25 protein-coding genes are annotated in these 21,011 nt (G+C 67.8%); 10 read left to right on the forward strand and 15 right to left on the reverse strand.

The window, feature by feature from the left end; genetic code table 11:
* Positions 1-137: 137 nt before the first annotated feature.
* Positions 138-728, forward strand: coding sequence for a YqgE/AlgH family protein (locus B9N97_RS19810; protein WP_085089466.1), 591 nt, complete (start codon positions 138-140; stop codon positions 726-728).
* 24 nt (positions 729-752) lie between these two features.
* Here B9N97_RS19810 and moaE read toward each other — a convergent pair whose 3' ends face one another.
* The 8 genes from moaE to B9N97_RS19850 all read right to left on the reverse strand — a co-directional run bounded on the left by moaE (position 753) and on the right by B9N97_RS19850 (position 7,820).
* Entirely contained in the window at positions 753-1,205 is a 453-nt protein-coding gene (moaE, locus tag B9N97_RS19815) for a molybdopterin synthase catalytic subunit MoaE (protein ID WP_085089467.1), read from the reverse strand.
* A gap of 4 nt (positions 1,206-1,209) precedes the next feature.
* Positions 1,210-1,461, reverse strand: coding sequence for a molybdopterin converting factor subunit 1 (gene moaD, locus B9N97_RS19820; RefSeq protein WP_085089468.1), 252 nt, complete (start codon positions 1,459-1,461; stop codon positions 1,210-1,212).
* 10 nt (positions 1,462-1,471) lie between these two features.
* Positions 1,472-2,725, reverse strand: a complete 1,254-nt coding sequence (gene moeA / locus B9N97_RS19825) for a molybdopterin molybdotransferase MoeA (RefSeq protein WP_085089469.1) — start codon at positions 2,723-2,725, stop codon at positions 1,472-1,474.
* 70 nt (positions 2,726-2,795) lie between these two features.
* Positions 2,796-3,467 (reverse strand): HAD hydrolase-like protein, encoded by a 672-nt coding sequence (locus B9N97_RS19830; protein WP_085089470.1) that lies wholly within the window; start codon positions 3,465-3,467, stop codon positions 2,796-2,798.
* 38 nt (positions 3,468-3,505) lie between these two features.
* Positions 3,506-4,006, reverse strand: a complete 501-nt coding sequence (mobB, locus tag B9N97_RS19835; RefSeq protein WP_085089471.1) for a molybdopterin-guanine dinucleotide biosynthesis protein B — start codon at positions 4,004-4,006, stop codon at positions 3,506-3,508.
* 11 nt (positions 4,007-4,017) lie between these two features.
* Entirely contained in the window at positions 4,018-4,620 is a 603-nt protein-coding gene (gene pgsA, locus B9N97_RS19840) for a CDP-diacylglycerol--glycerol-3-phosphate 3-phosphatidyltransferase (protein ID WP_085089472.1), read from the reverse strand.
* Positions 4,621-4,698: 78 nt separating this feature from the next.
* The gene (gene uvrC, locus B9N97_RS19845; protein WP_085089473.1) at positions 4,699-6,645 is read right to left on the reverse strand and encodes an excinuclease ABC subunit UvrC; all 1,947 of its coding nucleotides are present in this window, start codon (positions 6,643-6,645) and stop codon (positions 4,699-4,701) included.
* A 404-nt stretch (positions 6,646-7,049) separates the two neighbouring features.
* Complete coding sequence (locus B9N97_RS19850) at positions 7,050-7,820, reverse strand: SDR family oxidoreductase (RefSeq protein ID WP_085089474.1); 771 nt, start codon at positions 7,818-7,820, stop codon at positions 7,050-7,052.
* Between the two features lie 142 nt (positions 7,821-7,962).
* On the opposite strand from B9N97_RS19850, the gene B9N97_RS19855 reads away from it, so the two are divergent.
* The 3 genes from B9N97_RS19855 (at position 7,963) to B9N97_RS35710 (ending at position 9,640) form a co-directional block, all read left to right on the forward strand.
* Positions 7,963-8,778, forward strand: a complete 816-nt coding sequence (locus tag B9N97_RS19855; RefSeq protein WP_085089475.1) for a hypothetical protein — start codon at positions 7,963-7,965, stop codon at positions 8,776-8,778.
* Positions 8,779-8,817: 39 nt separating this feature from the next.
* A complete protein-coding gene (locus B9N97_RS19860; RefSeq protein ID WP_085089476.1) occupies positions 8,818-9,243 on the forward strand; it encodes a hypothetical protein in 426 nt (141 codons plus the stop codon).
* A gap of 229 nt (positions 9,244-9,472) precedes the next feature.
* A complete protein-coding gene (locus B9N97_RS35710) occupies positions 9,473-9,640 on the forward strand; it encodes an RSP_7527 family protein (RefSeq protein WP_167393332.1) in 168 nt (55 codons plus the stop codon).
* Positions 9,641-9,764: 124 nt separating this feature from the next.
* Here the strand turns inward: B9N97_RS35710 and B9N97_RS19865 are convergent, their stop codons facing one another.
* Complete coding sequence (locus tag B9N97_RS19865; RefSeq protein ID WP_085089477.1) at positions 9,765-10,145, reverse strand: DUF983 domain-containing protein; 381 nt, start codon at positions 10,143-10,145, stop codon at positions 9,765-9,767.
* A 340-nt stretch (positions 10,146-10,485) separates the two neighbouring features.
* Here B9N97_RS19865 and B9N97_RS19870 point away from each other — a divergent pair, with 340 nt between their 5' ends.
* From B9N97_RS19870 to B9N97_RS19880, 3 genes are read left to right on the forward strand one after another with little or no spacing between them, the layout of a single operon-like run.
* Positions 10,486-11,466: an ABC transporter substrate-binding protein gene (locus B9N97_RS19870; RefSeq protein ID WP_085089478.1), complete on the forward strand. Its 981-nt coding sequence runs from the start codon at positions 10,486-10,488 to the stop codon at positions 11,464-11,466.
* Between the two features lie 26 nt (positions 11,467-11,492).
* Positions 11,493-12,401, forward strand: a complete 909-nt coding sequence (locus tag B9N97_RS19875; RefSeq protein WP_085089479.1) for an ABC transporter permease — start codon at positions 11,493-11,495, stop codon at positions 12,399-12,401.
* On the forward strand, positions 12,398-13,195 hold the full coding sequence (locus tag B9N97_RS19880) for an ABC transporter ATP-binding protein (RefSeq protein WP_085089480.1): 798 nt from the start codon (positions 12,398-12,400) through the stop codon (positions 13,193-13,195). The genes B9N97_RS19875 and B9N97_RS19880 overlap by 4 nt, the downstream gene beginning before the upstream one ends.
* Here B9N97_RS19880 and B9N97_RS19885 read toward each other — a convergent pair.
* The 6 genes from B9N97_RS19885 to B9N97_RS19910 form a co-directional block, all read right to left on the reverse strand.
* Complete coding sequence (locus B9N97_RS19885) at positions 13,192-14,988, reverse strand: monovalent cation:proton antiporter-2 (CPA2) family protein (RefSeq protein ID WP_085089481.1); 1,797 nt, start codon at positions 14,986-14,988, stop codon at positions 13,192-13,194. The two genes, B9N97_RS19880 and B9N97_RS19885, sit on opposite strands and share 4 nt — an antisense overlap.
* A gap of 102 nt (positions 14,989-15,090) precedes the next feature.
* A complete protein-coding gene (locus B9N97_RS19890; protein ID WP_085089482.1) occupies positions 15,091-15,936 on the reverse strand; it encodes an FTR1 family iron permease in 846 nt (281 codons plus the stop codon).
* A gap of 37 nt (positions 15,937-15,973) precedes the next feature.
* Positions 15,974-16,321 (reverse strand): cupredoxin domain-containing protein, encoded by a 348-nt coding sequence (locus tag B9N97_RS19895; RefSeq protein ID WP_085089483.1) that lies wholly within the window; start codon positions 16,319-16,321, stop codon positions 15,974-15,976.
* Between the two features lie 176 nt (positions 16,322-16,497).
* Positions 16,498-16,923 (reverse strand): GFA family protein, encoded by a 426-nt coding sequence (locus tag B9N97_RS19900; RefSeq protein WP_244560800.1) that lies wholly within the window; start codon positions 16,921-16,923, stop codon positions 16,498-16,500.
* Positions 16,920-17,369, reverse strand: a complete 450-nt coding sequence (locus tag B9N97_RS19905) for a GFA family protein (protein WP_085089484.1) — start codon at positions 17,367-17,369, stop codon at positions 16,920-16,922. Before B9N97_RS19905 ends, B9N97_RS19900 begins: the two co-directional genes overlap by 4 nt.
* 3 nt (positions 17,370-17,372) lie before the next feature.
* Positions 17,373-17,612, reverse strand: a complete 240-nt coding sequence (locus B9N97_RS19910; protein ID WP_085089485.1) for a DUF1127 domain-containing protein — start codon at positions 17,610-17,612, stop codon at positions 17,373-17,375.
* A 172-nt stretch (positions 17,613-17,784) separates the two neighbouring features.
* On the opposite strand from B9N97_RS19910, the gene B9N97_RS19915 reads away from it, so the two are divergent.
* From B9N97_RS19915 to B9N97_RS19925, 3 genes are read left to right on the forward strand one after another with little or no spacing between them, the layout of a single operon-like run.
* Positions 17,785-18,672: a transcriptional regulator GcvA gene (locus tag B9N97_RS19915; RefSeq protein WP_085089486.1), complete on the forward strand. Its 888-nt coding sequence runs from the start codon at positions 17,785-17,787 to the stop codon at positions 18,670-18,672.
* A gap of 57 nt (positions 18,673-18,729) precedes the next feature.
* Positions 18,730-19,704: an aspartate carbamoyltransferase catalytic subunit gene (locus tag B9N97_RS19920; protein WP_085089487.1), complete on the forward strand. Its 975-nt coding sequence runs from the start codon at positions 18,730-18,732 to the stop codon at positions 19,702-19,704.
* Positions 19,704-21,011 (forward strand): dihydroorotase, encoded by a 1,308-nt coding sequence (locus tag B9N97_RS19925; RefSeq protein WP_085089488.1) that lies wholly within the window; start codon positions 19,704-19,706, stop codon positions 21,009-21,011. Before B9N97_RS19920 ends, B9N97_RS19925 begins: the two co-directional genes overlap by 1 nt.

Raw genomic sequence — 21,011 nt, forward strand, 5'->3', positions numbered from 1 at the left:
GATAGCCCATATAATGGTGACAAAGCTCGGCCGGTGCTGTCACACTCCGGTGAAAGCGTCGCCAGAGCGCCAACCACAACCGACCGTAGGGACGGGGGCGGTCTTCCGCACCGAACCGACGACAAGGATAATCGCCCATGCCGCGCCTGACCAAGTCTCCGGACTCCAAGACCACGGAATCGCTGACCGGCCAGCTGCTGATCGCCATGCCCGGAATGGAGGACCCGCGTTTCCAGCGTACGGTCATCTATGTCTGCGCCCACAATGAGGATGGCGCAATGGGTCTGGTGGTGAACCGGCTGTTCGGGTCGATCACGTTCGAGGATCTGCTGGAACAGCTCGACATGGACATCCCGCAGCCGACCCACAACCTGCCGGTGCATTACGGCGGTCCGGTCGAGTCGGGCCGCGGCTTTGTCCTGCACTCCACCGATTATGTCCGCGACGGCACGCTGGTGGTGAACGACGACGTTGCCTTGACCGCCACCATCGACATCCTGCGCGCCATCTCCGAAGACCGCGGCCCGCGCCGCAACCTGCTGCTGCTGGGCTATGCCGGCTGGGGTCCGGGGCAGTTGGACGCCGAATTCCAGGCCAACGGCTGGCTGAACGTGCCCTGCGACGAAAAGCTGCTGTTCGACACCGACCTGGACGCCAAGTGGGAACGCGCCATCGGCAAGCTGGGCGTCAGCGTCTCCATGCTTTCGGGCGAGGCCGGGCACGCCTGAGCGCGCCCTGGCCCGCCTGACACGCTACTCCGCCCACCGCGCAGCCGCCGCGTCGTCGGTCTCCTTCGCCTCGACCCAGCGCTCGCCCTCCGGCGTTGCTTCCAGCTTCCAGAACGGCGCCTTGGTCTTCAGCCAATCCATCAGGAAACGGCAGGACTCGAAAGCGGCGTCGCGGTGGGCCGACGCGGTGGCGACCATCACGATGCGGTCGCCCGGCTCCAGCCGGCCGTAACGGTGGATCACCAGCACGTCGTCCAGCGGCCAGCGGCGCCGCGCCTCCTCCCCGATGGCTTCCAGCTGCTTCTCGGTCATGCCGGGATAATGTTCCAGCGTCATGGCGCTGACCGCCGCACCGCCGGCGATGTCGCGCACCAGCCCGACGAACATCGCCACGCCGCCGACGCTGGTTCGGCCGACGGTGAAGGCCGCATATTCGGCGCCGACGTCGAAATCCTCGGCCTGGACGCGGATCGCCATGCCGTCAGCCCCCCGTCACCGGCGGGAACAGCGCAATCTCATCGGTCGCGGAGATCGGGTGGTCGTAGGGCACATGCTCCTGGTTCACCGCCACCTTGACCAATTTGCTGTTGGCCAGCGCCTCGGCATGGCGGGGGCTGCGGGTCTTCAGCCATTCGACGAGGTCGCCGGCCGTGGACACCTCCGTCGGCAACTCCACGGTTTCGGTCGGCACGCCGATCTTGCTGCGCAGCCAGGCGAAATAGAGAATCTTCATCACGCGCCCTCTACAGGAATTCTTTGAAAGGCAGGAAATCGACGGTCATGCCGGGCTCGACCCGCGCCAGATCCTCCGGCAACTCGATCAGGCCCTCGGACTCCACCAGCGACGACAGCACGCCGGCCCCGTCGCGCGGGTACTTGGACGCCTCCAGCATACCATCCTCGCCCCGTGTCAGCGACCCGCGCAGGAACTCGCGCCGCCCCGGCTTCTTCTTGTGGGCGAAGGCCGCGCGCACCGGGATAGCCCGCGGCGCCTCGTCCGCCGCCCCCATCAGCCGCAGCAGAATCGGCCGGGCGATGCGCAGGAAGGTCACCACCACCGCCACCGGATTTCCCGGCAGCCCGACGAACACAGCGTCGCGCACACGCCCCAGCGCCACCGGCCGCCCCGGCTTGATCGCCAGCCGCCAGAAATCCAGCCGCCCATTCGCCTCGACCGCCGGCTTGACGTGATCCTCCTCCCCGGTGGACATACCGCCGGAGGTGATCAGCGCATCATGGCTCGCCGCAGCGGCGGCCAGCGCATCGCGGATCGCCTCAAACCGGTCGGGCAGGATGCCGAGGTCGGTGACGGCGCAGCCCAGCCGGGTCAGTAGCGCGATCAGGGCGAAGCGGTTGGCGTCATAAACGGCGCCGGGCTCCAGCGCCTGCCCCGGCTGCCGCAACTCGTCGCCGGTGGAAAACACCGCCACCCGCAGCCGGCAGCGCACCTCCAGCACGGCATGACCCAGGGAGGCGGCAAGCGCGATATCCTCCGGCCGCAGGCGCCGCCCGGCGGCCAGCACCACCGAGCCCTCGCGCACATCCTCCCCCGCCAGCCGACGGTTGACGCCGCGCCGGATGCCCGCCGGCAAGGTGACGGTGGCGCCGTCGCTGCGGCAATCCTCCTGCATGAACACCGTGTCCATGCCCGCCGGCATCGGCGCGCCGGTGAAGATGCGCACCGCTTCCCCACGCACCGCCGGCCGGCCGAGCCACTGCCCGGCGGCGACCCGCGCCGTCACCGGCAGCACGGTCGCCCCCTCAGCGGCGAGATCGTCGAAGAACACGGCATAGCCGTCCACCGCGGCATTGTCGTGCGGCGGCACGTTGAAGGGCGCCACCACGTCGGCGGCCAGCACCCGGCCGAGCGCAGCGGACAGCGGCACGCTCTCCGTCGCCGTCACCGGCCCGACCCGTCCGGCCAGCAGGGCCAGCGCCGGCTCCACCGCCATCATCGGCCCGCCGAAGGCGAAGCAATCATTGTCAAGTTGCACCATGGCCGCCACTCTAGTCCGTCGCGGCGTCCGCTGCGAAGAGGGAAAAGGCGTCCTTTCCGGGACGTGGCATTCAGCCGCCGAACAGTCCCGGAATGTCCTCCACCCGCGTCAGCAGCCGATCCGGCCGTCGCGCTGCCAGCGCATCCGCGCGCGCATAGCCCCAGGAGACCGCGGCGCAACCCATGCCCAGCTTCCGCGCCGCATCGATGTCGCGCACCTCGTCGCCGATGCCGACCGCAAGCTCCGCCGGAACGCCGGTCAAGCGCAGCATCTTGCGGAACTTCGCCGCCTTGCCGAACAGTGACGAGCCGCAGCCGTAATGCGCCACCCGGCCGGCCGCCTCCGCTCCCAGGATGCGGTGGATGTTTTCCACCGAGTTCGAACTGACGATGGCGACGGTCACGCCCCGGTCGGTCAACTCCTGCAGCACCTCCGGCACACCGTCGAACAACCGGATCCCGTCGATGTCGCGCGCCATCAGCTGCCGCATGTGGTTGGCGATGAAGGGCAGCTTCCAGTTCGGCACCCGCAGGTGCCGCATGATCTGCCGCGCATCATAGCCGCGCAACCGCTCCACCTCGTCCGCCTGCACGCGGTTGAAGCCATAGCGGTCGGCGACGCCGTTCAGAACGCCGATGAACCAGGGAAAGCTGTCGGCCAGCGTACCGTCAAAATCGAAGACGGCAAGCCGATAACCGCGGCGGTCGAGCGCCTGCGGCATGCGGGAAGGTGCGGTATCCATGTCGTCTCTTGGAATATCAAATCAGCGAAGGCGAGCCCTCACCCCAACCCGCACCGCTCCACCACGAACGCCGCAACCGTCTCGGCATCGTTCAGGTCCAACACCGGCACCGGACAGCCCGGAACCACGCCGTCGCTCGCCACCGCGACGATGGTGGGATCGTCGGGGGCGATCAGCGCCTTGTCCACCTCGGCCCGCCAGACCTCGATCTTCTCGTGCCGGTCGCGCTTGAAGCCCTCGACCAGCAGCAGGTCGACCGGCGCCACCTTGGTCACCAGCTGCTCCAGCGTCAGCTCCGGCTCGCCGTCGCGCAGTTCGTGCATCAGCGCCCAGCGGCGGGGGGAGCTGACCAGCACCTCCGTCGCGCCGGCCATGCGGTGGTTGTGGCTGTCCTTGCCGGGATGGTCGATGTCGAAGCCCTTGTGGGCATGCTTGACCGTCGAAACGCGCAGGCCCCGCGCCGTCAGCGCCGGGATCAGCCGCACCATCAGCGAGGTCTTGCCGCTGCCGCTCCAGCCGGTAAGGCCAAAAATCTTCATGTCGGAAACTCTCAACCGGCGCTGCGGGCGGAACGGGCGGTGCCGGGCTTCGCCGGCTGCTCCGCCATCATGTGGGTCAGCCCGGCGCGCATGTAATCCCACCCGGTGTAGAAGGTCAGGGCCGCGGCGATCCACAGCCCGACCGTGCCGATGAAGGTCACCGGCAGTTCCGCCGGACCATAATCGCCGACGATCAGGAAACCCAGCGCGATCATCTGGATCGTCGTCTTCCATTTCGCCAGCCAGGTCACCGGCACGCCGACATGCAGCCCGGCCAGATACTCGCGCAGGCCCGACACCAGCACCTCGCGCAGCAGGATCACCACCGCCGGCAGGATCGACAGCCCGGTCAGCCGGTGGAACCCCGCCAGCATGATGAGGGTCGCCGCCACCAGCAGCTTGTCGGCGATCGGGTCCAGGAACTTGCCGATCACGCTTTCCTGCGCCCAGGCGCGCGCCAGATAGCCGTCGAACCAGTCGGTGATGCAGGCCGCGGCATAGAGCGAGCACGCGGTATAGGCCGCCCAGGCTTCCGGCACATAGAACAGCCCGACCACCACCGGGATCACCGCGATGCGCGACAGGGTCAGCAGGTTGGGCAGGCTGGTCAGCATGACGGAAAACTCGAACCGCTGGAGGATGTCGCCGCACGGCGCCCGTGAGAGAGCCGGCTGGTTTGTTGTGCCCGCATTCTAACCATCGGGATGGAAGTGATCGTATATCTTTTTCGCAACGGCGCGATTGATCCCTTCCACCTCCTCCAGATCGGCCAGTCCGGCGCGCGCCACCGCCGCCCCGCTGCCGAAGTGGTGCAGCAGAGCCTTCTTGCGGGCGGGACCGATGCCGGCGATCTCGTCGATCGGCGATTTGCCGATGGCCTTGGTCCGCTTGGCGCGGTGGGTGCCGATGGCGAAGCGGTGGGCCTCGTCGCGCAGCCGCTGCAGGAAATACAGCACCGGGTCGCGCGGTTCCATCTGGAAGGGGGGCCGGTTCTCCATGAAGAAATGCTCGCGCCCGGCGTCGCGATCCGGCCCCTTGGCGATGGCGACCAACGTCACGTCGTCGATGCCCAACTCCGCGAACACCTCCAGCGCCACGTTCAGCTGCCCCAGACCGCCGTCGATCAGCACCAGATCCGGCCACGTCCCCAGGCTGCGCTCCGGATCCTCCTTCACCGCCCGGCCGAATCGGCGGGTCAGCACCTCGCGCATCATGGCGAAGTCGTCGCCGGCGGCCCCCTCGCTCCGGATGTTGAACTTGCGGTAGGCGTTCTTGATGAAGCCCTCCGGTCCGGCGACGATCATGGCGCCGATGGCGTGCGCGCCCTGGATGTGGGAGTTGTCGTAGACCTCCACCCGCTCCGGCGGCGCGTCCATCCCGAACGCCGAAGCCACCCCCTCCAGCAGCCGCGCCTGGCTGGAGCTTTCGGCCAGCCGGCGCCCATGCGCTTCGCGCGCGTTGGTCAGGGCATGCTCGACGATCCGCCGCTTCTCGCCGCGCTTGGGTTCCGCCAGCTCCACCCGGTGCCCCGCGCGCACCGCCAGCGCCTCGCTCAGCAGTTCCAGCTCCGGCAGGGCGTGGCTGACCAGCACCAGCGGCGGCGCCGCCTTGTTCTCGTAGAACTGGGCGATGAAGGCGGCCAGCACCTCCTCGGTCTCCGCCGCCTTGTCGTGGCTCGGGAAATAGGCGCGGTTGCCATAGTTGCGTCCGCCGCGGAAGAAGAAGACCTGGATGCAGGTCACCCCGCCCTCGGCATAGGCGGCGATGACGTCGGCATCCTCCACCACCCCTTCGACATTGATGTCCTGATGGGCCTGGATCGCCGTCAGCGCGCGGATACGGTCGCGGTAGCGCGCCGCCGTCTCGAAATCCATGGCGTCGGAGGCTGCCATCATCCGGTCGGCAAATTCCGTCTGGATGTCTCGGCTCTTGCCCGACAGGAAGGCGCGCGCCTGCCCGACCTGCGCCTGATACTCCGCCGGGCTGACGCGGCCGACGCAGGGCGCGGTGCAGCGCTTGATCTGGTATTGCAGGCAGGGCCGCGTGCGGGCGGCGAACACCGTGTCGGCGCAGTTGCGCAGCAGGAAGGCGCGCTGCAGAGCCGTGATCGTCCGGTTGACCGCCCCTGCCGAGGCGAAGGGCCCAAAATAGTCGGCGTCGCGCCCGCGCGCGCCACGATGCTTGGTCAGCTGCGGATAATCGTGGTCCTTCGTGATCATGATGTGCGGAAAGGTCTTGTCGTCCCGCAACAGCACGTTGTACCGAGGCATCAGCTTCTTGATCAGATTCGATTCGAGAAGCAGCGCCTCCACCTCGGTGTGGGTGTTGACGAACTCCATCGTCTCGGTCTCCGCGACCATGCGCTGGAGCCTGACCGGCAGCTTTCCGACCTGGGTGTAGTTGGTGACCCGGCGCTTCAGGTTGCGCGCCTTGCCGACATACAGGACCGCCCCGTCGCCCGCCAGCATGCGGTAGACGCCCGGCGTCTGCGGCAGGGTCTTCAAATGCTCACGAATGATCTCGACGCCCCGGTTGATGTCGGCCGGCCGCCGTTTGGCACGCGCTGCCGCTCCCTCGCCGCCTGGGGCATAGGCGTCGGAAGAGGAAACCAGGGGCTCTGAGGAATGCGTTTCGGACATGACCAGAATGTCGTCGAGCGGCCGTCGCGGGTCAACCGTTGGGCACGCGAAGGACGCATGCGGAGCGACTCACCCCTCCGGAAGAATATCCACGAAACCTGTGGATAAGTTTGTCGATAACGACGGGGGTAGCCCGTCCGGAGCTAGGCGGCACAACGGGTCGCATGCTTCCGCCTATTTTTTGGGCATTTTCGTTAAGCCTTTGATTTCCTTAGGTCAGGTTCGAGTCAAGGGCGGGAATTGACGCGCCGACACAAAATTGTCGCGGGTGTGCAGGCGCCTCTTGCGCGGGGTGGGGCACCTGTGTAAAACGCGCGGTCATTTTCGCCGCACCGCACCCGCCCCAACAGCCGCAAGGCTACGGACGGGCGCGCCCGTCCCTGTTCAAGGATTGCAATCCGCCGCTATTCGTTGGGCACGAAGCCATGCGCAGGCTGCGCCCATCCCAGATGCTCCCCACCGTCCAGCGCGATCATCTGGCCGGTCATCGCCGGGGCGGCGATCAGGAAGCGGATGGCGGCGCAGACCTCCTCCGGCGTGGTGCCGCGATGCAGCGGGGTCGAGTCCCACTGGGCGGCAAACTCCTCCTCCGTCTGGCGGTCGTTGCGCAGGGTGGGGCCGGGTCCGATTCCGTTGACGCGGATGCGCGGGGCCAGCGCCAGCGCCATCGTGCGGGTCAGCGCCCACAGCCCCATCTTCGACAGGGTGTAGGACACGAAGTGCGGCGTGGGGTTCCAAACGCGCTGGTCGATGATGTTGACGATCAGCCCGCGCTCCCCCTCCGGCAACCGCGACGCGAAATCCTGCGACAGCACGAAGGGCGCGCGCAGGTTCGCCTCCATATGCGCATCCCACGACTCGCGGGTGACGTCGGCCATCTCGTCGCGTTCGAAGCGGGAGGCGTTGTTGACCAGCAGGGTCAGCGGGCCGAGCCGCTCCGTCACCGCCGGCACCAGCGTCTTCACCTCCGCCTCGCGGTCCAGATCGGCGGCGAAGGCCATGGCACGGCCGCCCGCCCGCTCGATCTCCGCGACGACGGCATCGGCCTCCCCGCGGGAGCTTCGGTAATGGACGGCGACGTCCCACCCCTGCCCCGCCAGATCGAGCGCGATGGCCCGCCCGATCCGCTTGCCGGCCCCGGTCACCAGGGCGGTTTTCCTCTTGATCTCGACCATGGCGCCATAGGTACCTTGCCACCGCCGCCGGTCAAGGGGTGAGACGGCCAAAGGCCCGGCCGATGGCAAAGTGGGTGGCGAAGTTGGCGGCCAGGTTGGTGGCCAAGTTGGTGGCCAAGTTGGTGGAAGGGGTAAGCCGGCGATGTTGCGCGAAGCCTTCGAATATCTGACCACTCCCTGCCCGCCGCTGGCCCGCCGTTTCGGCTATCTGTCGGAAATGGTGGCCCTGGGTGCCCGCCACCGCCGGCAGAAACGCGTCTGGGCGCCCCATGTCGCCGCCTGCCATCGCTTCATCGATCAGGCGATCCAGCGGGTGGAGTCGGGCGGACGGGCCTTGGTCGCCGGATCGGGGCTGCTGATCGAAATCCCGCTGGAGACGCTGACCGCCCGTTTCGACGAGGTGGTCCTGGCGGATATCCTGCACAGCCGCGCCGTCCGCCGCCGTGCGGCGGCCCTGCCCAATGTGCGCCTTGTCGAACTGGACGTCAGCGGCGCCCTGGAACCGCTTGCCGCAGCGCTGGACAGCGGCGGTCCCTTGCCCACCGATTTCGAACCGCCGATCCCCGACGGTGGCCCCTTCCGCTTCGCGGTGTCCTGCAACCTGCTGTCCCAACTGCCGCTGCTGCCGCTGGAAGCGGTTGAACGCCGCGCCCCGGCGGCCACGGAGGCGGAGCGGATGGCCTTCGCCCTGCGCATGGTCCATGGCCATCTCTGCTGGCTGTCGGCCATCGCCGAACGCGCGGCCCTGTTCACCGACATTGACGCCTCCTGGTTGCATGGCGGCACCGTGACCGAGGTGGAGGATTCGACCTGGGGCCTTGCCCTCCCCGCCCCCGACATGTCCTGGCTGTGGGACATCGCCCCGGCGCCGGAGCAGGACCGGCGGCAGGACCTGCGCCACAGCGTCGGCGGCTGGTTCGACGTGCGGACGGTGACGAGCGTCCTTCCGCCCTGTTGAGGGAACCGAGACCTCGACACAGCAGACAGGAGAACGCCCATGGCCGCCAATGACCGCAACCGCAACAGCGATGACCGCACCCCGAATGACCGCCGGGCGGATGACCGCCCCAGGGATGACCGCAACATCGGCAACGCCACCGGTCCCAGCGACAGCGGCGGCATCGACGAGCGCGAGATCCCACTGGACATCCCCCGGACGGTCGACCATCCCGACGTGGACGAACGGGTGGAGGGCTTCCAACGCATCATCGGCCCCGGCGCCGGCGGCCCCATCGACCAGCCCGACGAGGATTTCGGCATTCCCGGCAGCGAGGAGGCCGGCGGCCTCGGCACCGGTCCACTGCCGCCGCGCCAGCCCGACCATCCGCAGGGCCAGACCACCAGTGGAACCGAACGGGGATCGACCGACCGCATCGTCTCCGACCGCAATGTCGCGGTCGACGGCGCGCGGGACCGCAAGTAATCGGCACTGCGAACTATTGTCGAAGCTGCCACGGACCATGGTGGCCAGCAATAGTTCGCCCCTCCGTTAATTGATAAAGCTGATACGGAAAAGGTCGGGCCGCATTGCGCGGACCGCGCTTCTTGGGACAGCGGTTCTGCCCTATCTTGGGTCTCACAAGGCGAACGAAAGCCTCATACGAACCCAAGGGAGTGGACGTCTCTCACCTCACGTGGAGATTCCCAAAGTCATGAACAGCAATTTCAACGAAGTCCGCGACGCCCGCACCTACGACGAAATCATCCTGGCCGCCCGTCAGATGCGCGCCGACCACCTGCGCGACCTGTTCGGCAAGCTGCGCGCCAGCCTGTTCGGCGTCCGCGCCGGCCACGGCACCGCCCTGCCGAGCGCGCATTGACGACAGCCGGGGCCTCCGCCGACCGGCGGGGATCCAGCCTGACAGCGAAACGGCCCGGATAGAGAAACGGCACTGCGCATTGCTGCGCGGTGCCGTTTTCGCATTCGGGAGTTCCCCCAACCGATTACCCGCGTTCGGACCCCGGTGCGCCGGTGCTCCACAGCAACCCCAGCACCAGCCCCTTGCAGCGCGGCAGCAGGATCAGCGTCAGCAGCAGGGTCAGTGCCGGCCAGATCGCCAAGTGGACCCAGGTCGGCGGCTCATAGCTCTGCTCGACCGACAGCAGGGCGGGAATGACGATGTGGCCGACGATCAGGATGGTCATCCAGGGCGGTGCGTCGTCGGCGCGCAGGTGGCCGTAAGCCTCGCCACAGGCCGAACAGTGATCCACCGGCTTCAGGAAGTTCCGCAGCAGCCGTCCGCGCCCGCAATTGGGACAGCAGCCGATCAGGCCGCGGAAGGACGCGAGAAACTTCGACGGAGCCGCTTCGGTTCCTGCGATCATGGTCACTCCTTCCGTGTTGCGGACAATATAGCCTCTCGCCCGCCAAACCACACCCCCGATTGCGGGCAGGTCGGTCATGCGGAGTCGGGTTCGCGGCGGCCGGCCGGATTTTCGGGTCGTCCTTATCCCGTCTACCGCCTCGTGCTATGAAAAGGGGGTCTGGTTGCAACCGCGGAGGGGACAAGATGGATCGGGCGCCGGATGGAACAGTGGAACATCTCCCGAAAACTGTTTCATAGCGTTTCAAATGTTCAACTCCAGCCTCCCCGGCCCTGCTGCCGAGTTGACGGCGGCGACCGCGCGGTCTAGGGGAAGACCTTTGCGTTCCGGAGACCCAGCCATGCCCGTCACCCGTCTGTTGTGCGCCGCCGCGGCCCTCGCCGCCTTCGTCGGTCCGTTCGCCGCCCCGGTTTCGGCGATGGCGCAGACCAAGACCGTCGCCATCACCGCCATCGTCCAGCACCCGGCGCTCGACGCCACGCGCGACGGCGTGGTGGAGGCGTTGAAGGACGCCGGCTATGTCCAGGGCCAGAACCTGAAGGTCGAGTATCAGAGCGCGCAGGGCAACCCGGCCACCGCCGCCCAGATCGCCCGCCAATTCGCCGGCTCCCGCCCCGACGTGATCGTTCCGATCTCCACCCCGTCGGCGCAGGCGGTGGCGGCGGCGACCCGCGACATTCCGGTGGTCTTCACTGCGGTGACCGATCCGGTGTCGGCCCAGCTGGTGAAGTCGATGGACAAGCCCGGCGCCAACATCACCGGCCTGTCCGACATGGCCCCGGTGGCTGAGCATGTCGCCCTGATCCGCGAGATCCTGCCGCAGGCCAAGCGCATCGGCGTGCTCTACAACCCGGGTGAGCCGAACTCCATCGTGCTGGTCAAGGCGCTGAAGGACGAGGCCGCCAAGGCCGGCCTGACCGTGGTCGAGGCCTCCGTTCCGAAGTCGTCGGACGCCCAGCAGGCGGTGCGCAGCCTCGTCGGCAAGGCCGATGCCGTCTACATCCCGCTCGACAACACCGTCGTCTCGGCGCTGGAAAGCGTGATCACCGTCGGCCAGCAGGCCAAGCTGCCGATCTTCTCCGCCGACACCGACAGCGTCGCCCGCGGCACCGTCGCCTCGATCGGGTTCAACTATTTCCAGGTCGGCAAGCAGACCGGCGCCATCGTCGCCCGCGTCCTGAAGGGCGAGAAGCCCGGCGACATGCCGGTGGCGCTCGCCAAGGGCACCGACCTGTACGTCAACCCGAAGTCCGCCGCCGCCATGGGCGTCACCCTGCCCGACGCGGTGGTGAAGCGCGCGACGAAGGTGGTCGGGCAGTAACGCCCGCAGCCAGCAGAAGCACCGCAATGACCGAAATCGCCCTGTTCGGCGCCATCGAGATCGGCCTCGTCTATGCGCTGGTCGCCATCGGCGTCTATCTGTCCTTCCGCATCCTGGACTTCCCCGACCTGACGGTGGACGGAAGCTTTCCGCTAGGGGCGGCCGTCTGCGCGGTGCTGTTGATCGCCGGCGTCAATCCCTGGCTCGCCAGCCTCGCCGCCGCCCTCGCGGGCGCCGCGGCCGGGCTGGTCACGGCCACGCTGAACGTGCGCTTCAAGATCCTGCATCTGCTCGCCAGCATCCTGACGATGATCGCCCTGTTCTCCGTCAACCTGCGGGTTATGGGGCGGCCGAACGTGGCTCTGCTGATGCAGGACACGGTGCTGACGCCCTTCTACGGACTCGGAATCCCGGACCACATCGTCCGCCCGCTGGTGGTCGGCGTCATCGTCGCCGTCGTCGTGCTGCTGCTCGCCCGCTTCCTGTCCAGCGAGTTCGGACTGGCGATGCGGGCGACCGGCGTCAACGCGCGGATGGCGCGGGCCCAGGGCGTCAACACCGACGCCCATGTCTATGCCGGCATCGCCCTGTCCAACGCCCTGACCGGTCTGGCCGGCGCCCTGTTCGCCCAGACCAACGGCTTCGCCGACGTCACCACCGGCATCGGCACCATCGTGGTTGGCCTTGCCGCCGTCATCGTCGGCGAGACGGTGCTGCCCGCCCGCGCATTGGCTCTGGCGCTGGTCGGCTGCGTCGCCGGCTCGATCCTCTACCGCCTCGCGGTGCAGCTGGCGCTCTCGGCCGACTCCATCGGCCTGCAGGCCTCCGACCTCAATCTGGTGACCGCGGTGCTGGTCGCCGTCGCCCTGATCCTGCCGCGCCTGAAGGCCAAGGCCTCGCGCAGCGTCTCCCGCAGCCCGAGTGCCGCCAAATGATCGTCGTCGAGGACATCCACGTCACCTTCGGCCGCGGCACGCCGCTGGAAAAACACGCGCTGCGCGGCGTCGACCTCACCATCCCGGAGGGGGAGTTCGTCACCGTCATCGGCTCCAACGGCGCCGGCAAGTCGACCTTCCTCGGCTCGCTGGCCGGCGACGTGCTGGCGGAGCAGGGGCGCATCTCCATCGACGGCACCGACGTCACCCGCTGGGACACGCCGCGCCGCGCCGGGCTGGTCGCCCGCGTCTTCCAGGATCCGATGGCCGGCAGCTGCGCCGCCCTGACCATCGAGGAGAACATGGCGCTGGCCGCCGCCCGCGGACGCCGCCGCGGCCTTGGGCTGGCGCTGGGCAGCGACCGCCGCAGGAACTTCCGCGACCGCATCGCGGCGCTGGGTCTTGGGCTGGAGAACCGGCTGCACGACCGCATGGGCCTGCTGTCCGGCGGGCAGCGTCAGGCGGTCAGCCTGCTGATGGCGACGCTGGCCGGCTCCAAGATCCTGCTGCTGGACGAGCACACCGCGGCGCTCGACCCCGCCACCGCCGATTTCGTGCTGGAGCTGACCCGGCGCATCGTCCGCGACAACCGCCTGACCACGCTGATGGTCACCCATTCGATGCGGCAGGCGCTGGACTATGGCGACCGCACGCTGATGCTGCACGAGGGGCGCGTCGTTCTCGACGTGGCGGGCGATGAGCGCGCCGGGCTGGACGTGCCGCACCTGCTGGCGCTGTTCGCCAAGCAGCGCGGCGGGGTGGAGATCAGCGACGACAGCCTGCTGATCGGTTAAGCCTCCGCCTTCGCCCTGGCCTCACCTTCCCGATCCGCCTCGAACAGCGACTGAAGCTCGTCGGCGGCGTCGCGGGAGGTCTGGATCAGCTTGATCTCGTCGTTATGGACGGCATGCTGGCGGATCAGGGTCCGTTCATCATGGGCGCGGAAGGTGTCGAGCGTCCGCGTCACCTCGCCTTCTGTCAACCCCATCTGCCGCAGCACATCGCCGGTCAAGCGGATGCTTGAATCGAAGGTCTCGCGCACGATGTGGGTGACGCCGCGGTCCATCAGATGGTGGACATGGCGGCGGTTGCGGGCGCGGGCGAAGATGGTCAGGTTGGGGAAATGGCGCGTCGCCATCTCCACCACGCGCAGCGACTGCTCCATATCCTCCAGCGCCACCACCAGAATCTTCGCCTTCTCCGCTCCGGCGGCGCGCAGAAGCTCGACACGGGTCGGGTCGCCGTAATAGGCCTTGCTGCCGAACTTACGGACGAAATCGACCTGGGCTGCGCTCTGCTCCAGCGCGGTGAAGGGAATGCCGCGCACCCGCAGCACGCGGCCGACCACCTGCCCCACCCGGCCGAAGCCGCAGATGATGACCGGCGGATTGTCGTCGGGCGGGGTGTCGAAGGGGCGCTTGGGCTTCGCCGACATCAGGCGCGGCGCGAACCAGCGCTCTTCCGCCGCGAACAGGAACGGCGTCGCCAGCATCGACAGGGTGACGACCAGCATCGCCGCCGACGCCTGTTCGCCGCCCATCACGCCGCCGCCGACCGCCAGCCCGAACAGCACGAAGCCGAACTCGCCGCCCTGGCTCAGCACCGTCGCCATCCGCGTCGCCCCGGCCCAGGGCACCCCGGCGATGCGGGCAAGAACCAGTATCACCAGCGCCTTCACCACCAGCAGCGCCGCGGCAAGGCCGAGGAAGCGGACGGGATGCGCCATCAGCGTCGGCACATCCGCCCCCATGCCGACCGACACGAAGAACAGCCCGAGCAGCAAGCCCTCGAACGGCTCGATATCCGCCTGCACCTCGTGCCGGTACTCCGAATCCGACAGCAGGACGCCGGCCATGAAGGCGCCGAGCGACATCGACAGCCCGGCCTCCTGGATCAGCACGGCGGTGCCGATGACGATCAGCAGGGCGGTCGCGGTGAAGATCTCGGGCGCGCCGGCCCGGTCAACCGCGTGGAAGATCGGCCGCAGCAGATAGCGCCCGCCGATCAGCACCACCACCACCGCGACCGCCGCCTTGGCGACGGACAGCCACGCGCCGTCGGCCTGCGGCACGCTGCCGGTGCCCAGCAGCGGCAGCAGAGCCACCGCGGGAATGATCGCAAGGTCCTGGAACAGCAGGACGGAAAAGGCATTGCGCCCGGACTGGTTGGCGAGCAGCCCGCGCTCCGCCATCATCGGCAGCGCCATGGCGGTGGAGGACAGGGCGAAGCCGAAGCCCAGCACGACGGCCGTCGGCCAGGCCAGTCCCAACCCCCAGCCGCATAGCCCGGTGATGACGGCACCGGTGACGGCAACCTGCGCGCCACCCAACCCCAGCACCGATTTCCGCATGACCCACAGACGGGCAGGCCTCAGCTCCAGCCCGATCAGGAACAGCAGCATGACGACGCCGAGTTCCGAAGCGTGGGCGATCGCCCCCACATTGGTGACCAGCCCGAGCCCGGCCGGCCCCACCGCCAGTCCGGCGGCGAGATAGCCGAGCGGCGCACCGAAGCCGAACCTTTTTGCCACCGGCACGGCGACCACCATCGCCGCCAGCAGCACAACCAACGTCACAAGCTCCGCCATGTCCCCCGCCGCTCGACTGTAGCGGGGGCACTATGGCGCGATTTGTATGGCCGATGCCAGACGCTTAACCGTCAGCCCGGCCATACACCTAGATGCTATTGATTATTCGGCCGCGGAGGCTACGCGCGTGTTGTTCGACGGCGGCGCCCCGCTGGCAGCCCAGCGGGTCAGCAGAACGATGCCGACGACCACGCCGACATAAGCGATCAGCTGCGCCTCGGTCGGGCGGTCGGTGTAGCCGACCAGCACATGCAGCGCCTGCCCGACGAGGCTGTTGTCGCGCAGGACGCCCGAGGTATCCCACAGCACGGTGCCGCCCGCCATCAGGATACCGCCCTGCGCCAGGAAATTGACCGCCGTGGCGGCCATGCCGGCGGCCAGCAGCGTCAGCAGCCATGTGGTGGTGGCGAACAGGTGCCGCGTCGGGATCTGCAGAAGCCCGGCATAGAGCAGGACGGAGACCAGCGCGCCGAGCGCCATGCCGCCCAGGCCGCCGGTGGCCACCGTGGCGATGCCGCCCTCCTCCGAGGCCAGGATGCCGGTCAGGAACAGCACGACCTCCGACCCCTCACGCAGCACGGCGACGCCGATGACGATCGCGAGCGCCGCCAGCGACTTCTCCCCGCTCTGCACTGCACGGCCGACCGCCTTCATGTCGCTCGCCAGTTCACGGCCATGCTGGGCCATCCAGGCATTGTGCCAGGCCAGCATGACGACGGCGATCAGCAGGACGGTGGCGTTGAACATCTCCTGTCCGGTATCGGCGAACAGCGAGCTGATGCTGTCGGCGAAGGCGGCGACGATGCAGGACCCGACGATGCCGCCGACGATGCCGAGCGAAATCCACCGGCCGCGGCCGGGAACTCCCTGGGTCGCGGCCAGCACGATGCCGACGATGAGTCCCGCTTCGAGGACCTCGCGAAAGACGATGATCAGACTGGCGAGCATGGTCGTCTCCGGTACTGGGCGGTCTGTTGGGACACCGTCACTCGGCGATCACGACGCCCTGCGCCGTCGCTTCGTGGAATTCGCCGAAGAAGGGATAGCGCCCCGGCTTCAGCGGACCGACCATGACCTTGATCTGCTTGCGGCCGCCGACGATCTTCTCGACCTTCATCTCGCCGCTTTCGAACTCTTCCGACGTGGCGTCCTGGTTGTCGACCAGCAGGGTCACCCGCTTGTTGGCCGGAATCTTGACCTCCGCCGGCTCGAACTTGTGTTCCTTGATGACGATGGTCACCGTGTCGGCAGCCTGCGCCGGGACGGCATGGATCAGAGCGGCACCGGACAGGGCGATGCCAAAGGCGGCAGAAAGCAGGGAAACACGACGCATTCGCAGAAAACCTCAGGGGCTGGTGGGCCATTGCTTGTGAAAATCATTCTCACTCAAGCCCCCTGGGGTCAAATGAAAAGGCACCCGCAGGCGCTGCAACGCACCTGCGACGGAATCGCGCACCGCTTCGGATTCCCGCCGATTCGAAGGCCCCTGTACCCTGGGTCCCTGCCCCGTCACTCCTGCTCGGACGAGCCGGGAAACTGCTCCAGCCCGTCGGTGATTTCATAATAGTCCGCCTTATCGGCCACATAGCCATGGCGGAGCGTCGTCAGCCCGGTCGGCTGGTCCAGGCTGCCCGCGGCGATCTCGATCTCGCTCTTGCCGTCGCCCTTCCAGAACAGGGACGATCCGCAGCGTCCGCAGAACCCCCGCTCCGCGATGTCGGAGGAGCGGTACCAGGACAGCGTTCCGTCGGCGTCGAAAGTGACGCTGTCGCGCGGAACCGTGACATAGGCGCCGATGTGACCGTGAAAGCGGAGACACTGGCCGCAATGGCAGGTCACGACCCCATCCGGCCGTTCCGCCAGCAGGAAGCGCACGCCGCCGCACAGGCAACCGCCCGCCAATGCCCGCTCCCGCCCCGTCATGCCTTCGGTCATTCCACCACCTCTCCCGTACTGGTCCGGCGTTCGACGCCGTCGTCGCCGATGTCGTAATAGGCGCCCTTCTGGTCGACGAAGATATGGCGCTCCACCCGCAGCCCCGACGCGTCGTCCAGGCTTCCGGCGGTCACCGTGATCCGGGGTTCCACGCCGGACTGATCCAGCGCCTCCCAGAACAACCCGGCACCGCAACGTGCGCAGAAGCCACGCCGTGCCCGGTCGGAAGAGGCGTACCACGTCAGCGTGTCGTCGGTGAGCAGACGCAACGCCGCACGCGGCAAACCGGTGTAGGCGCCCACATGGCTGTGCTGGCGCCTGCACTGGGAACAGTGGCAGAAGGAGATCGGCTCGGGCTGAGCGTCGATGGCATAGCGCACTCCGCCGCACAGGCAACCGCCGGTCCAGACCCGCTCCCCCTCGCCGCCCGCCTTCAGGTCGTCCATTGCTCAGCCCCGCCAGAACGGCTTTTCGGCCTCATAATCCGCGTCGGCCCGCGAAATGCCGATGTCGGACAGCAGATGGTCGGGCAGAGCCTCCAGCGCGCGGCGCTGCCGACGGCGCTCGTTCCAGGTTGCAAGACGGTCGAACAGTGCCACCACGCGCTCGCCCAAACCCGCGCCGGCCGGGGCCGGCTTGCGGACGAACAGTTCGGCGCCGGACATCGATGAGTGCGTTCCCTTTGCCATGATCCAGTTCCCTCCGGTGAATGGGGAGCGGGGCCTCGGCCTCGCCGCTCCGTTGGTCAGATCGCTTGTGACACTGAGGATGGTACAGAGACCGCTTGCCGACAAACGACGCTTTCTCATAGAATCGATTAGCTAAGCTAATCCGAATCCAGCCGCCGGTCCGTCCTCCGCCATGTCCCGCCGCCTGCCCCCACTGAACGCGCTCCGTGCCTTCGAGGCCGCCGCACGCCACCTTTCCTTCACGAAAGCCGCCGACGAGCTGCATGTGACGCAGGCCGCCGTCAGCCACCAGATCAAAGCGCTGGAGGAATGGCTCGGATTACCGCTGTTTCGCCGAATGAACAGGGCGCTGGCGCTGACCGAGGCCGGGCAGAGCTACCTGCCGCCGGTGCGCGAGGCGATGGACACGCTGTCCCAGGCGACCGACCGCCTGATCCGCGCCGACAGCAGCGGAACGCTGACCATTTCGACCATGCCCAGCTTCGCGTCGAAATGGCTGGTGCCGAGGCTGGTGCGTTTTCAGAAGCGCCATCCGGAAATGGATGTGCGGGTTCACAGCACGTCACAGGTGGTGGATTTCGCCCGCCACGACGTCGATCTGGCGATCCGCTTCGGCAATGGCCTGTGGCCGGATCTGCGGGTCGAACGGCTGCTGACCGAGGACATCTTCCCGGTGGGCCACCCGTCGCTGCTGTCCGGCGACCGGCCGCTGGTGAATCCGGAGGAACTGCGGCACCACACGCTGCTGCACGACGACTACAACATCTCCTGGGCGGTGTGGTGCCGGGCGGCGGGGATCGAGGGGGTGGACACCGACCGCGGTCTGCGATTCGACGATTCGTCCTTTACCCTGCAGGCGGCGATCAACGGCCACGGCATCGCGCTGGCCCGCGGCGTTCTGGTGGCCGATGACATCGCGGCGGGACGGCTGGTCCGCCTGTTCGACGTGCGGCTGCCGGGCAGCCTCGCTTACTATGTCGTGGCGCCGCAGCATTACTTTTCCAGGCCTAAGGTGAAGGCCTTCCATGACTGGTTGTTCGAGGAGGCGGAAGCGGTCTGAAAAGCGCCGAATAGAGCGGCTTGCGGGCGCAACGGACCGCTCCTATAGTCCGCGCCCATGAGCGCGAACCCGTCCCCTGACACGGTCTTCCCGCACCGCCATCTCCTCGGAATCGAGGGGCTGCGGGCCGGCGAGATCACCCAGATCCTCGACCTGGCCGATGGCTATGTCGAGCAGAACCGCCGCCCCGTGAAGAAGTCCAACCTGTTGGACGGCCGCACGCAGGTGAACCTGTTCTTCGAGAACTCCACCCGCACCCGAACCAGCTTCGAGCTGGCCGGAAAGCGGCTGGGAGCCGACGTCATCAACATGTCGACCGACAGCAGCTCGGTGAAGAAGGGCGAGACCCTGATCGACACGGCGATGACGCTGAACGCCATGCACCTGGACGCGCTGGTGGTGCGCCACGCCGATTCGGGCGCGGTGAAACTGCTGGCCGACAAGGTCAACTGCTCGGTCATCAATGCCGGCGACGGCCACCACGAACACCCGACCCAGGCCCTGCTCGACGCGCTGGCGATCCGCCGCCGCCTCGGCCGGCTGGACGGGCTGATCGTGGCGATCTGCGGCGACATCCTGCACAGCCGCGTCGCGCGATCCAACATCCACCTGCTGAACGCCATGGGCGCGCGGGTGCGCTGCGTCGCGCCGCCGACCCTGCTGCCCTCGCAGATCGAACGGCTGGGCGTCGAGGTCCATCATTCAATGAAGACTGGCCTTCGCGATGCCGACGTGGTGATGATGCTGCGCCTGCAGACCGAGCGGATGAGCGGCCAGTATGTGCCCTCGACCCGCGAATACTTCTACTTCTATGGCCTCGATTACGAGAAGCTGGAGGTGGCGAAACCGGACGCGGTCATCATGCATCCGGGGCCGATGAACCGCGGGGTGGAGATCGACTCGGAGGTCGCCGACGACCTCAAGCGCTCGATGATCCTTGATCAGGTCGAGTTGGGCGTCGCCGTCCGAATGGCCGTGCTCGACCTGCTGACCCGTGAACGCCGCCAGTCCGACCTTGCGGGAGCCGTCTGATGAGTGCCCCGACGACCCCCCGTATCGTCTACCGCAACGCCCGCCTGCTCGACCCGGCGACGGGCCTGGACCAGCACGGCGACCTGCTGACCGACGGCGAAAAGATCGCCGATTTCGGCCAAGGCCTGTTCAGCGACTCCACGCCCGAGGGGGCGGAGGTCGTCGACCTCGGCGGCCAATGCCTCGCCCCTGGCCTCGTCGACATGCGCGTGCTGATTGGCGAACCGGGCGAGGAGGAAAAGGACACGATCAAGAGCGCGTCCCGCGCCGCGGCGGCCGGCGGCATCACCGCCATGGCGCTGCTGCCCAACACCGATCCGGTGCTGGACGAGGTCGCCGGGCTGGAGTTCATCGCGCGGCGCGCCCGCGAGGTGAAGCTGGTCAAGGTGTTCGCCTACGGTGCCGCCACCCGCGGCACCGAAGGCAACGAGATCACCGAAATGGGCCTGCTGGGTCAGGCCGGCGCGGTCGCCTTCACCGACGGCACCAAGGCGATCGCCAGCGCCAAGACCATGCGCCGGGCGCTCAGCTACGCCAAGACCTTCGGCAAGCTGATCGTCCAGCACCCGGAAGAGCCGTCGCTGGCCGCGGGCGGCATGATGAACTCCGGCGAAATCGCCACCCGCCTCGGCCTCGTCGGCATCCCGCGCGAAGCCGAGATCATCATGATCGAACGCGACCTGCGGCTGGCCGAACTGACCGGCGGGCGCCTGCATTTCGCCCACATCAGCACCGGTGAATCGGTCGACCTGATCCGCCGCGCCAAGGCGCGCGGGCTGAAGGTCACCTGCGACACCGCTCCGCATTATTTCGCCCTGACCGAGACCGACGTTGGCGATTACCGCACCTATGCCAAGGTCTCCCCACCGCTTCGTGGCGAGATGGACCGGCGCGCCATCGTCGATGGTCTGGCCGACGGCACCATCGACGCCATCGCATCCGACCATGTGCCGCAGGACCAGGACCAGAAGCGCCTGCCCTTCGCCCAGGCCGCCCCCGGCGTGATCGGGCTGGAGACGCTGTTCCCGCTGACCCTGGAACTGGTGCACAAGGGCAAGATGCCGCTGCTGAAGGCTCTCGCCTGCGTCACCGCCAATCCGGCGGCGATCCTGGACTTGGCCGTCGGCCGTATCGTCAAGGGCGGGCCGGCCGATCTAGTCGTCTTCGACGCCGACGTGCCATGGCAGATCGACGTCAGCCGCTTCAAGTCGAAGTCGAAGAACTCGCCTTTCGAAAATCGGCCGGTCCAGGGCCGGCCGCTGCGCACCATCGTCGACGGCCGCACCGTCTGGCGGGCGGAGGACTGA

This window comes from Azospirillum oryzae, assembly GCF_900177515.1.
Lineage (GTDB): Bacteria > Pseudomonadota > Alphaproteobacteria > Azospirillales > Azospirillaceae > Azospirillum > Azospirillum oryzae_A.